Origin of the sequence: Brevibacterium pityocampae, assembly GCF_039541555.1 — a bacterium.
Lineage (GTDB): Bacteria > Actinomycetota > Actinomycetes > Actinomycetales > Brevibacteriaceae > Brevibacterium > Brevibacterium pityocampae.
On the sequence record NZ_BAABGL010000006.1, the window covers coordinates 309,549 to 322,060 of the forward strand.

Sequence of the window (12,512 nt, forward strand, 5' to 3'; positions counted from 1 at the left end):
CTCATTCCCGTCCGAGGTCGCGGTGCCGGACGCTCACCGAGGCCTCGGTCCGGTCGGCGAGGCGCCGGGCGAGCTGCTCGCTGATCGCCACCGAGCGGTGCTTGCCGCCGGTGCAGCCGATCGCGATGGTGGCGAAGGAGCGATTCTCGCTGAGGTACCCCTCGACGATGATGTCGAGGAGCGCGAGGTAGCGGTCGACGAAGCTCAGGGCGCCCGGCTGGGACAGCACGTAGTCCGACACCGGGGCATCCTGGCCGTTGAGGCCGCGCAGATGCGGGATCCAGTAGGGGTTGGGGAGGAAGCGGACGTCGACGACGTGGTCGGCGTCCTTGGGGATGCCGTACTTGAATCCGAAGCTCATCACCGTGAGCTTGAGCGCAGCGGCGCCGTCCTGGCCGAAGGCGGCGCGCACCTCGGCGCGGAGCTGGTGGACGTTGAGGTCCGAGGTGTCGATGGTGATGTCGGCCCGGTTGCGCAGCGGGGCGAGCTCGCGGCGCTCGGCCTCGATCCCGTCGATGAGGGTGCCGTCGCCCTGGAGCGGATGCGGACGGCGGACCGATTCGAAGCGGCGCACGAGCACCTCGTCGCTCGCGTCGAGGAAGAGCACGCGGATCCCGATCCCCTGGTCCACGTAGTCGACGAGCACCTGCTCGAGCTCGGAGAACATCGAGCGGGCGCGGACGTCGGCGACGACGGCGACCTTGGGCAGCGCGCCGTCGGCCCGGGCGACGAGCTCGACGAGCGGGGCGATCATCTGCGGCGGGAGGTTGTCGACGACGTACCAGTCCATGTCCTCGAGCGCGTTCGCCGCCGTCGAGCGTCCGGCCCCGGACATCCCGGTGAGCACGAGCACCTCGAGTGCGGTCGCGGGCGAGGTGGTCTCGACGATCTCCGGCGGCTCAGTCATCCGGGCTTCCTTCCGCTGCGGTGGCTTCCGCTCCTACGGTATCCGATCCCGGGTCCTCCCCGGTGTCCCCGCCTGCGGCCCCCGGCGGGCCGAGGGCGGCGTGGATGCGCTCGGCGAGCGCCGGACCGATCCCGGGTGCTCCGGCGAGCTCCTCGGGACTCGCGGCCCGGATCCGCCGGACCGACCCGAACCGGGCGAGCAGCGCCTTGCGCTTGGCCGGGCCGAGCCCGGGGATGCCGTCGAGGGCGGATGCCCGCATGCTCCTCCCCCGGCGCTTGCGGTGGTAGGAGATCGCGAAGCGGTGGGCCTCGTCGCGGATCCGCTGGAGCATGAACAGGCCCTCGGAGTTGCGGGGCAGCACGACGGGGAACTCGTCGCCGGGCACCCACACCTCCTCGAGCCGCTTCGCCAGGCCGACGACGGCGATGTCGGTGATGCCGAGGTCCTCGAGGGCGGCGACCGCGGCGTGCACCTGGGGCAGCGCGCCGTCGACGACGAGCAGCGAGGGGCGGTAGCCGAAGCGCTCGTCGGGCTCGGCGGACACGAGGCTCTCGAGGTAGCGGGAGAAGCGGCGGGACACGACGTCGTACATCGCGGCGGTGTCGTCGCGGGCGGCGTCCCCGGTGACGGCGAAGTGACGGTAGTCGCGCTTCTTCGGCAGCCCGTCCTCGAATACGACGAGCGAGCCGACGACGTCCTGGCCGCCGGTGTGGGAGTTGTCGATGCATTCGATGCGCAGCGGCGGCTCCGCGAGGTCGAGCGCCTGCTGGATCTCGGTGAGCGAAGCGCTGCGGGTGGTGAGGTCGGAGGCGCGGCGGGTCTTGTGGAGCTGGAGAGCCTGCTCGGCGTTCTTCGCCACGGTCTCCATCACGGCGCGCTTCTCGCCGCGCTGCGGCACCCGGATGCTCACCTGCGACCCGCGCATCTCCGTCAGCCACGCGGTGACGGTGTCGAGATCGGCGGGCAGGGTGTCGACGACGATCTCGCGCGGGATCGCCTCGGGCTCGACATCGGTGTACGCCTGCCGGAGGGAGTCGGCGATGAGCTCGGCGGGGCCGAGCTCCTGGAGGCGCTCGATGATCCAGCCGCGCTGCCCGCGGATCCGGCCGCCGCGCACGTGGAACACCTGCACGGAGGCCTCGAGCTCCTCGGCGACGAGGGCGAAGACGTCGACGTCGGCGTTCATCGACAGCACCACGGCGCTCTTGTCGAGGACCTTCTCGAGCGCGGCGATCTCGTCGCGCAGGCGGGCGGCGCGCTCGTAGTCGAGCTCGGAGGCGGCGGCGGCCATCTCCTCCTTGCGCGCGGAGATGAAGCGCCCGGTGTTCCCGCCCATGAACTCCGCGATGCTCCGGGCGAGGCCGCGGTGCTCCTCCGGCGTCACCCGGCCCACGCAGGGGGCCGAGCACTTGTCGATGTAGCCGAGCAGGCAGGGCCGCCCGGTGCGCTGGGCGCGCCGGAACACCCCGGGCGTGCACGTGCGCACGGGGAAGGCCCGGAGGAGCAGGTCGAGGGTCTCGCGGATCGCCCACACCTGCGCGAAGGGCCCGAAGTACTTGACGCCGGGCTTGCGCTTCCCGCGGGTGATGAAGGCGCGCGGGAACTCGTCGCGCAGGGTGAGCGCGAGGTACGGGTAGGACTTGTCGTCGCGGAACATGACGTTGAACCGCGGTTCGAACTCGTTGATCCACGTCCATTCGAGCTGGAGCGCCTCGACCTCGGTGTCGACGACGGTCCAGTCGACGGAGGCCGCGGTGTGGACCATCGCGAAGGTCCGCGGGTGGAGCCCGGAGGGATTGGCGAAGTACGAGTTCAGGCGGGCACGGAGGTTCTTCGCCTTCCCGACGTAGACGACCCGGCGGTCCGGGTCGCGGAACCGGTAGACGCCCGGCGAGGTCGGGATCTCGCCGGGCCGCGGCCGGTACTCAGTCGGATCCACTGCCGCCCGCCCGTCGACCGAGGAGCCCGGCCAGGTACTCGCCGGTGTAGGAGCCGGCGATCTGCGCGACCTCCTCCGGGGTGCCCTCGGCGATCACCGTGCCGCCGCCGCGACCGCCCTCGGGCCCCATGTCGATGACGTGGTCGGCCGAGGCGATGACGTCGAGGTTGTGCTCGATGACGATGACGCTGTTGCCCTTGTCGACGAGCCCCTGGAGCACCCCGAGGAGCTTGCGGATGTCCTCGAAGTGGAGACCGGTGGTCGGCTCGTCGAGGACGTAGACCGTGCGCCCCCGGGTGCGCTTCTGGAGCTCCGCGGCGAGCTTGACGCGCTGCGCCTCGCCGCCGGACAGCGTGGTCGCTGGCTGGCCGAGCCGCACGTAGCCGAGCCCGACCTCGACGAGGGTGGTGAGGTGCCGGGCGATCGCGGGCACCGCGGCGAAGAACTCCGCGGCCTCCTCGATCGGCATGTCGAGCACCTCGGCGATGTTCTTCCCCTTGAACCGGGCCTCGAGGGTCTCCCGGTTGTACCGCGCGCCCTCGCACACCTCGCAGGGGACGTAGACGTCGGGGAGGAAGTTCATCTCGATCTTGATCGTGCCGTCGCCGTGGCAGGCCTCGCAGCGCCCGCCCTTGACGTTGAAGGAGAACCGGCCCGGCTGGTAGCCGCGGACCTTCGCGACCTCGGTCTCCGAGAACAGGCGGCGGACGTGGTCGAACACGCCGGTGTAGGTGGCCGGGTTCGAGCGCGGGGTGCGCCCGATCGGCCCCTGGTCGACGTGGATGACCTTGTCGAGGTGCTCGAGCCCGCGCACCCGCTTGTGGCGCCCGGGCACCCGCTTGGCGTTGTTGAGCTTGTTCGCCAGCTCGGTGTAGAGGATGTCGTTGACGAGGGTCGACTTGCCGGAGCCGGAGACCCCGGTGACGGCGGTGAGGACCCCGAGCGGGAAGCTCACGGTGACGTCGCGGAGGTTGTTCTCCCGGGCGCGTTCGACGGTGACGACGCGCTTCGCGTCGACCGGGCGGCGGCTGCCGGGCAGCTCGATGCGGCGGCGCCCGGCGAGGTAGTCGCCGGTGATCGAGCGGGCGGCGTCGGTGAGCCCGGCGACCGGGCCCGAGTACACGACCTCGCCGCCGTGCTCGCCGGCACCGGGGCCGATGTCGACGATCCAGTCGGAGGACTCGATGGTCTCCTCGTCGTGCTCGACGACGATGAGCGTGTTGCCGAGATCGCGGAGCTTGACGAGGGTCTCGATGAGGCGGCGGTTGTCGCGCTGATGGAGGCCGATCGACGGCTCGTCGAGGACGTAGAGGACGCCGACGAGCCCGGAGCCGATCTGGGTGGCGAGCCGGATCCGCTGCGCCTCGCCGCCGGACAGGGTTCCGGCGGTGCGATCGAGGCTGAGGTACTCGAGCCCGACGTCGAGGAGGAATCCGATGCGGGCACGGATCTCCTTCATCACCTGCGCGGCGACCGCCGCGTCGCGGCCGCTGAGCTCGAGCCCGCCGAGGAACTCCCCGGCCTGGTCGAGCGCCATCGCGGAGACCTCGGCGATCGAGCGGCCGGCGACGCGCACGCTCAGCGCCTCCGGCTTGAGCCGGGTGCCCTGGCAGGCGGAGCACGGGACCTCGCGCATGTAGGACTCGTAGCGGTCCCGCGCGTGGTCCGATTCGGTCTCCCCGTGCTTGCGGAGGATGTACTGGTAGACGCCCTCGAAGCCGGTCGAGTACGTGCGCTCGCGACCGAACCGGTTGCGGTACTTGACGTGGACCTTGTGGTCCTTGCCCTCGAGGATCGCGGTGCGCTGCTTCTTCGTCAGCTCCGCCCACGGGGTGTCCATGTCGAAGCCGAGGTCCGCCCCGAGCCCGGCGAGGAGCCGGTTGAAGTACTTCGCGGTGCTCTTGCCCACCGACCAGGGCGCGATCGCGCCCTCGGCGAGGCTGAGGTCCTCGTCGGGGACGACGAGCACCTCGTCGACCTGGAGCTTGACCCCGATCCCGTCGCAGGTGGGGCATGCGCCGAACGGCGAGTTGAAGGAGAAGGTCCGCGGTTCGATCTCGTCGATCGTCAGCGGGTGCTCGTTCGGGCAGGACATGTGCTCGGAATAGGTGCGCACGGTGCCGTCGTCGACGAGCTCGATGTCGATCCGGCCGTCGGCGAGCGCGAGCGCGGTCTCAACGGAGTCGGTGAGCCGCTGGCGCATCCCCTCCTTGATGACGAGGCGGTCGACGACGGCGGCGATGTGGTGCTTGATCTGCTTGGCGAGCACCGGCGGCTCGCTGAGCTGGACCTGCTCGCCGTCGACGACGGCGCGCGCGAAGCCCTTCGCCTGGAGCTCGGCGAACAGGTCGACGAACTCCCCCTTGCGGCCGCGGACCAGCGGGGCGCGGACGATGAATCGGGTGCGCTCGGGCAGCTCGAGGAGCTGGTCGACGATCTGCTGCGGGGTCTGGCGGGTGATCCGCTCCCCGCAGGTCGGGCAGTGGGGGACGCCGATCCTGGCCCACAGGAGGCGGAGGAAGTCGTAGACCTCGGTGATCGTGCCGACGGTCGAGCGCGGGTTGCGCGAGGTCGACTTCTGATCGATCGACACCGCCGGGGACAGGCCCTCGATGAGGTCGACGTCGGGCTTGTCCATCTGCCCGAGGAACATCCGGGCGTAGGAGGACAGGGACTCGACGTAGCGGCGCTGGCCCTCGGCGAAGATCGTGTCGAAGGCGAGCGAGGACTTGCCCGAGCCGGACAACCCGGTGAAGACGACGAGCGAGTCCCGCGGGATCGCGATGTCGACGTTCTTGAGGTTGTGGGCGCGCGCGCCCTCGACCCGGAGCGTGTCGAGGTGCGACACGCCTCGAGCGCTCCGGGCGCGCCCACTGGTCTGCTCTGCCATCACATCGGTCACTCTATTCCCCTCCTCGGACACGGGTCCTGCGCCGCCCGCGTCCCCCTCGTCATCGTGTGTACCGTCGTCATGCCGGTCGCGACCGCTCAGGTGCCGGCCGGGGCCATCGGCCCCACGTCGAGCACCTCGACGACGACCTCGTCCGCCTCGTCGCTCGCCGCGACGTCGACGCGGGCGGTGATCGCCCAGTCCCTGTCCCCGCGGGGATCGGCGAACACCTGTCGCACCTCCCAGTGGTCCGGACCCGGGGTGATGTCGACGAGCGCGGCGCTGCGGGCGTCGCCGTCGATGCCGAGCTCACCGTACTCGGCGTAGTAGTCCTCGATCGCGTCCTCCCAGGCCTGCTGGTTCCAGCCGCTCGCGCCGTCGAGTTCGCCGAGCCGGGCGTAGTCGGCCCGCTCGGCGAGCAGCACGCGGTGGAACATCGTGTTGCGGATGAGCCGGGTGAAGCGGTGGGCGTCGGCCGACAGCCGGGTGTCGAGCGGCGGCAGCAGGCTCTCCTGGCCCGGGTCCTCCGGGTTCCGCAGGGCCTCCCACTCCTCGAGCAGGCTCGAGTCGACGCGTCCGATGAGGTCCCCGAGCCACGCCGTGATCTGCTCGAGCTCCGGCGTCTGCGCCTCGGTCGGGACGTTCTGCACGAGCGCCCGGAAGACGTCCGTGAGGTAGCGCAGCAGGCCGCCCTCGACGCGGGCGAGCCCGTAGTAGGCGACGAACTGGCTGAAATTCATCGCCTGCGTGAGCATGTCGCCGACGACCGACTTCGGCTCGATCCCGATCTCCCGGACCCACGGCGCGGTCTCGGCGTAGGCGTCGAAGGCCGCGGTGAGCACCTCGGCGTTCGGCTGCGGGTAGGTCAGCTCGTCGAGGACGGCCATCCGCTCCTCGTACTCGACGCCCTCGGCCTTGAGCGCACCGAGCTCGTCGCGCTTGATCCGGTCGAGCTGGCCGCGCAGGATCGCGTACTGGATCGTGGTCGTCGCCTCGATGATGCTCAGCACGTCCATCGCGTAGTCCGGGGACTCGCGGTCGAAGAGCTCGAGCGCGGCATGGGCGAAGGGCGACAGCGGCTGGTTGAGCGCGAAGTGCGGCCCGAGGTCGGTCTGCGGTCGGAAGCTCACCCGCCCGTCGTCGTCGACGGTGCGGGAGATGACGCCGGCGGTGAGGAGCGCGCGCCCGATGTGGAGGGCGCGCAGGCGCATGTCGAGCTGCGCCTCCGGGGTGTCATGGGTCGAGGCGATGAAATCGGCGATCGTGCGCACGCCCGCACCCGGCCGGGACAGCAGGTTGATGATCGTCGCATGCGTGATCCGCATCCGCGAGGTGAGCTCCTCCGGCCGGCCGGTCGTCAGGTGCTCGAAGGTCTTCTCCGACCACGACACGAAGCCCGCCGGGGGCTGCTTCTTCGTCACCTTCCGGCGCTTCTTCGGGTCGTCCCCGGCCTTCGCGAGGGCCTTCGTGTTCTCGATGACGTGCTCGGGGGCCTGCACGACGACGTAGCCCACGGTGTCGTACCCGGCGCGGCCGGCGCGCCCGGCGATCTGCTGGAACTCGCGGACGTGGAGGCGGCGCATGCGCCGCCCGTCGAACTTCGTCAGACCGGTGAAGAGCACGGTCCGGATCGGCACGTTGATGCCCACCCCGAGGGTGTCGGTGCCGGAGATGACCTTGAGGAGCCCGGCGGAGGCGAGCTGCTCGACGAGCCTGCGGTACTTCGGGAGCATGCCGGCGTGGTGCACGCCGACGCCGTGCGCCAGCAGGCGCTTGAGGACGGTGCCGAATCCGGCGCCGAACCGGAAGCCGCTGATCTCGGCGGTGATCGCCGCCCGCTCCTCCCGCGTGGTGAGGTTCGCGCTGACGATCGAGCCGGCGAGCTCGACGGCCTGCGCCTGCGCGAAGGACACGACGTAGACGGGGGCGCGACCGCGCCGCACGAGGGCGTGGAGCGCCTCGTGGAGGGGTTCGACGGAGTACTCGAACTCGAGCGGAACCGGGCGATCGACCGAGGTCACGAGGGTGGTGGGCCGGCCGGTGCGCTCCTCGAGGTCGCCGGCGATCCGGGACACGTCGCCGAGGGTGGCCGACATGAGGACGAACTGCGCCTGCGGCATGAGGAGCAGCGGGACCTGCCAGGCCCAGCCGCGCTGCGGGTCGGCGAAGTAGTGGAACTCGTCCATGACGACCATCCCGACGTCGAGCAGCGCACCCTCGCGCAGCGCCTGGTTCGCGAGGATCTCCGCGGTCGCGCAGATGATCGGCGCATCGGGGTTGACGGCGGAGTCGCCGGTCACCATGCCGACGTTCTCCGGTCCGAGCGCCTCGGTCAGGGCGAAGAACTTCTCGCTCACCAGCGCCTTGATGGGAGCCGTGTAGTAGCTGCGCCGCCCGGTGCTCAGCCCGGAGAACAGCGCGGCGAGCGCGACCATGCTCTTGCCGGAGCCCGTCGGGGTGGCGACGATCGTGTTGTCGCCGGTGACCGCGGCGAGCACCGCCTCCTCCTGGGCCGGGTAGAGGGTGATGCCGAGCGCGCTGCAGTGGTCGAGGAAGGCTTCGTGGACGGTGTCCGGGTCCGCGAACTCCGCGGGGATCTCCGGCAGGCGTGGCACGTGGGTTCCTTCCGTGGGCGGCGTCTAGACTGGCGGTGCGGGCACCGGGTGGTACAACCGGCGCCCACCTGCCGATTATTCCCCACTCCCGGACTGGAGAAGCACATGGCGATCTTCGCTGTCACCTACGAGTACGGCCCCGACACCGAGCGCCGGATGGCGGCCCGACCGGCGCACCGCGCCTGGCAGGCGCACCTGCTCGAATCGGGGGTGCTGCTCGCCTCCGGTCCGCTCGAGGACGACGACACCCCGGGAGGGCTGCTCATCCTGTCCGCCGCCGAGCGGGCGAACATCGTCGACATCCTCACGCAGGACCCGTACGCGGCCGAGGACGTCATCGCGGCGACGACCATCCGCACCTGGAACCCCGTGTTCGGGCCCTTCGCCCCGCAGGGCTGATCAGACGCTCGGCCCGTCCTGCTCGACGATCCGGCGCGACACCGCGGCGTCGTCGCCCCGCTGTGCGGCGGCGGCGAGGCGCGCCTCGTGCGCGGTCCGGATGATCCGCGAATACTTGTCCTTGTGGTCGAGGAGCTTGTCGCGCCATTTCTGGTCGACACCCTCGGCCTCCTGCGTCCAGCGGTCCATGAGCTGCTCCGCCTGCGACCGCTCCTCGGCGCTCGCGCTCTCGGGCAGCACGGTGTAGCGGTGCGAGTAGCGCTCGGCGTTCTGCAGGGCGCGCAGCGCGCGGCCCTTGGGGCTCAGCAGCGAGGCGACGACGGTGATCCCGAGGATCGCAACGATGACGAGCAGCGAGGTCGTCGTGGGGACCTCGGCGACCGGCACGTTCTCGCCGTCGTTGATGAACGGCAGGTTGTTCTCGTGGAGCGCGTGGAGGATGAGCTTGATGCCGATGAAGCCGAGCACTGCGGCGAGGCCGTAGGCGAGGTAGACGAGGCGGTCGAGCAGCCCGTCGATGAGGAAGTAGAGCTGGCGCAGGCCCATGAGCGAGAACGCCGTCGCCGCGAACACGATGTAGGGCTCCTGGGTGAGGCCGTAGATCGCGGGGATCGAGTCGAAGGCGAAGAGGATGTCCGTCGCGCCGATCGCCACCATGACGAGGAACATCGGGGTGAGCACCTTCTTGCCGTTCTCCACGGTGAACAGCTTGTCCCCGTCGTAGGTGTCGGAGGCGGGAAGGAACTTCTTCGCCATCCGCACCATGATGTTGTCGGCCTCGTCGTCCTCCTTGTCGCCGGTGAGCTCGCCCTTGAGCTGCTGGCCGGCGATGAGGATGAGGAAGAGCCCGAACAGGTAGAAGACGTCGGACCACATCTCGATCGCGACCGCGCCGATGAGGATGAACACGGTGCGGGTGATGAGCGCGAAGGTGATGCCGAAGAGGAGCACCTTCTGCTGGTAGTCGCGCGGCACCTGGAAGCTCGCCATGATGACGAGGAACACGAAGAGGTTGTCGACGCTCAGCGCCTTCTCCGTGAGGTAGCCGGCGTAGTACTCCACCGCGTGCGCGGTGTCGCCGAGGGCGAAGAACACGAGTCCGAAGACGAGCGCGAGGCCGACGTAGATCGCCGACCACACCGCGGCCTCGCGGATCGTCGGGGTGTGCGCCTTGCGCACGTGGAAGATGTAGTCGAATGCGAGGAGCGCGGCGATGACGATGATCGTCACCGTCCAGGTCACCCAGGTGATCTCCATGCCGGAGCCGTGCCTTTCCGTAGCGGGGAGGCGCCCGGCGCGCGGCCGCAGGGAGGGGTGCGGTGCGCAGGACGCCATGAGGTCGGCCGCCACGAGTCTCTCCGCCTGCGGTGCAGCGCGCACCCGCCAGGCCTCTGCATCCGGCCCCCGTGCGGACGGGAGCGTGCTGACGGACGCAGCGTTGAGGATACTCCCTCATCAACAGCAGGAGTCAGTGTAGCGCAGTCGGCCGGGCCCGTCGTTCAGCCCCCGGCGCGCCGGCGGCTCAGCCGTGTCCCTCCCGCTGCATCTGGCGCAGCTCCTTCTTGAGATCGGCGAGCTCGTCGCGGAGCCGCGCGGCGAGCTCGAACTGGAGCTCCGCGGCCGCGGTGTGCATCTGGTCGGTGAGCCCGGCGATGAGCTCGGCGAGGTCCGCCGCGGGCGGGCGCAGCGAGCCCCCGTCGGCCGCGCGGCCGCGCTGCTCGTCCGTCAGGGTCGCGTTGTAGCCGCGCCGGCCCTTGCCGTAGTCGAACTCGGTGAGGAGCTCACGGGTGTCCTCGTCCTCGCGCTGGAGCCGCTCGGTGATGTCGGCGATCTTCTTGAGCAGCGGCTTCGGGTCGATCCCGTGCTCGGTGTTGTAGGCGATCTGGATCTCGCGCCGGCGGTCGGTCTCGTCGATCGCGAATCGCATCGACGGGGTGATCGTGTCGGCGTACATGTGGACCTCGCCGCGCACGTTGCGCGCCGCGCGCCCGATCGTCTGGATGAGCGACTTGCCCGAGCGGAGGAAGCCCTCCTTGTCCGCGTCGAGGATCGCGACGAGCGACACCTCGGGCAGGTCGAGGCCCTCGCGCAGGAGGTTGATGCCGACGAGCACGTCGAACTCGCCGGCCCGGAGCTCGGTGAGGAGCTCGACCCGGCGCAGGGTGTCGACGTCGGAGTGGAGGTACTGGACCTTGACCTCGTGCTCGAGGAGGTAATCGGTGAGGTCCTCGGCCATCTTCTTCGTCAGGGTGGTGACGAGCACCCGCTCGTCGCGCTCGACGCGGTCGCGGATCTCCGCGAGGAGGTCGTCGATCTGGCCGCGCGTGGGCTTGACGACGACCTTCGGGTCGACGAGGCCGGTGGGCCGGATGATCTGCTCGACCACCCCGTCGCCGCGCTCGAGCTCGAAGTCCCCCGGCGTCGCGGACAGGTACACCGCCTGGCCCACCCGGTCGAGGAACTCGTCGAACTTCAGCGGCCGGTTGTCGAGCGCGCTCGGGAGCCGGAAGCCGTGCTCGACGAGCGTGCGCTTGCGCGACATGTCGCCCTCGTACATGCCGCCGATCTGCGGCACGGTGACGTGGCTCTCGTCGATGACGAGGAGGAAGTCCTCCGGGAAGTAGTCGAGGAGGCAGTTGGGGGCGGTGCCCGGAGCGCGCCCGTCGATGTGGCGGGAGTAGTTCTCGATCCCGGAGGTGAAGCCCATCGACTGCATCATCTCGAGATCGTAGGAGGTGCGCATCTTGAGGCGCTGCGCCTCGAGGAGCTTGTTCTGCGCCTCGAGCTCGGCGAGCCGCTCCTGGAGCTCGTGCTCGATGTCGGAGATCGCCCGGCCCATCCGGTTCTCCCCGGCGACGTAGTGGCTCGCCGGGAAGATGTGGACGATCTCCTCCTCGCGCACGATCTCCCCGGTGAGCGGGTGGAGGGTGTAGAGCGCCTCGATCTCGTCGCCGAAGAACTCGATCCGCAGCGCGAGCTCCTCGTACTGCGGGATGATCTCCACCGTGTCCCCGCGCACGCGGAAGGTGCCGCGGGTGAAGGCGAGGTCGTTGCGCGCGTACTGCATCGACACGAAGCGCTTGAGCAGGGCATCGCGGTCCCATTCCTGTCCCACCCGCAGCGAGACCATCCGATCGACGTACTCCTCCGGGGTGCCGAGGCCGTAGATGCAGGACACCGTGGACACCACGACGACGTCGCGGCGGGTGAGCAGCGAGTTCGTCGCCGAGTGGCGGAGCCGCTCGACCTCGTCGTTGACCGAGGAGTCCTTCTCGATGAAGGTGTCCGTCTGCGGGACGTAGGCCTCCGGCTGGTAGTAGTCGTAGTACGACACGAAGTACTCGACCGCGTTGTGCGGCAGGAGCTGGCGGAACTCGTTGGCGAGCTGCGCGGCGAGCGTCTTGTTCGGCGCCATGATCAGGGTGGGCCGCTGGACCTGCTCGATGAGCCAGGCGGTGGTCGCCGACTTGCCGGTGCCGGTGGCGCCGAGGAGCACGACGTCCTTCTCGCCGGCGTCGAGGCGGCGGGCGATCTCCGCGATCGCGGCGGGCTGGTCGCCGGCCGGCGAGTACTCGCTGACGACCTCGAAGGGCGCCACCGAGCGCTCGACCTCGGGCCGGTGGCCGATCCGCGGGACCGGACGCTCGGGCGCGGTCCGCGGGCGGGTGTCGGGGGGCGTGGGGGCGTCGGCGGAGCTCATAGGAGCACCCTACCGCCGGGCTCGGACACTCCCCCGGCACAGCCCTTGGCACGACGCTCTGC

Annotated in this window: 7 protein-coding genes; 1 reads left to right on the top strand and 6 read right to left on the bottom strand. The window is 70.3% G+C overall.

The genetic code is table 11. The features are described from left to right. Position 1: 1 nt before the first annotated feature. The 4 genes from rapZ to ABD883_RS07550 all read right to left on the bottom strand — a co-directional run bounded on the left by rapZ (position 2) and on the right by ABD883_RS07550 (position 8,351). Positions 2 to 907, bottom strand: a complete 906-nt coding sequence (gene rapZ, locus ABD883_RS07535; RefSeq protein ID WP_265809595.1) for an RNase adapter RapZ — start codon at positions 905 to 907, stop codon at positions 2 to 4. Further along, positions 900 to 2,846 (bottom strand): excinuclease ABC subunit UvrC, encoded by a 1,947-nt coding sequence (uvrC, locus tag ABD883_RS07540; RefSeq protein ID WP_295688711.1) that lies wholly within the window; start codon positions 2,844 to 2,846, stop codon positions 900 to 902. The genes rapZ and uvrC overlap by 8 nt, the downstream gene beginning before the upstream one ends. Further along, positions 2,833 to 5,736, bottom strand: a complete 2,904-nt coding sequence (gene uvrA / locus ABD883_RS07545) for an excinuclease ABC subunit UvrA (RefSeq protein ID WP_345031121.1) — start codon at positions 5,734 to 5,736, stop codon at positions 2,833 to 2,835. Before uvrA ends, uvrC begins: the two co-directional genes overlap by 14 nt. 98 nt (positions 5,737 to 5,834) lie before the next feature. After that, positions 5,835 to 8,351: a DEAD/DEAH box helicase gene (locus ABD883_RS07550; RefSeq protein WP_345031124.1), complete on the bottom strand. Its 2,517-nt coding sequence runs from the start codon at positions 8,349 to 8,351 to the stop codon at positions 5,835 to 5,837. Between the two features lie 105 nt (positions 8,352 to 8,456). On the opposite strand from ABD883_RS07550, the gene ABD883_RS07555 reads away from it, so the two are divergent. Further along, the gene (locus ABD883_RS07555) at positions 8,457 to 8,750 is read left to right on the top strand and encodes a YciI family protein (protein ID WP_295688704.1); all 294 of its coding nucleotides are present in this window, start codon (positions 8,457 to 8,459) and stop codon (positions 8,748 to 8,750) included. Here ABD883_RS07555 and ABD883_RS07560 read toward each other — a convergent pair whose 3' ends face one another. Next, positions 8,751 to 10,007 carry a TerC family protein gene (locus tag ABD883_RS07560; RefSeq protein WP_137319773.1) on the bottom strand — a complete coding sequence of 419 codons (1,257 nt, stop codon included), beginning with the start codon at positions 10,005 to 10,007 and terminating at the stop codon, positions 8,751 to 8,753. 265 nt (positions 10,008 to 10,272) lie between these two features. After that, positions 10,273 to 12,450: an excinuclease ABC subunit UvrB gene (gene uvrB, locus ABD883_RS07565; protein WP_137319774.1), complete on the bottom strand. Its 2,178-nt coding sequence runs from the start codon at positions 12,448 to 12,450 to the stop codon at positions 10,273 to 10,275. Positions 12,451 to 12,512 lie beyond the last annotated feature (62 nt).

Excerpts from the sequence above, each read along its gene's own strand:
- rapZ (WP_265809595.1), bottom strand. The coding sequence starts at position 907 with ATGACTGAGCCGCCGGAGATCGTCGAGACCACCTCGCCCGCGACCGCA.
- uvrA (WP_345031121.1), bottom strand. The coding sequence starts at position 5,736 with ATGGCAGAGCAGACCAGTGGGCGCGCCCGGAGCGCTCGAGGCGTGTCG.
- ABD883_RS07555 (WP_295688704.1), top strand. The coding sequence starts at position 8,457 with ATGGCGATCTTCGCTGTCACCTACGAGTACGGCCCCGACACCGAGCGC.
- ABD883_RS07560 (WP_137319773.1), bottom strand. The coding sequence starts at position 10,007 with ATGGAGATCACCTGGGTGACCTGGACGGTGACGATCATCGTCATCGCC.
- uvrB (WP_137319774.1), bottom strand. The coding sequence starts at position 12,450 with ATGAGCTCCGCCGACGCCCCCACGCCCCCCGACACCCGCCCGCGGACC.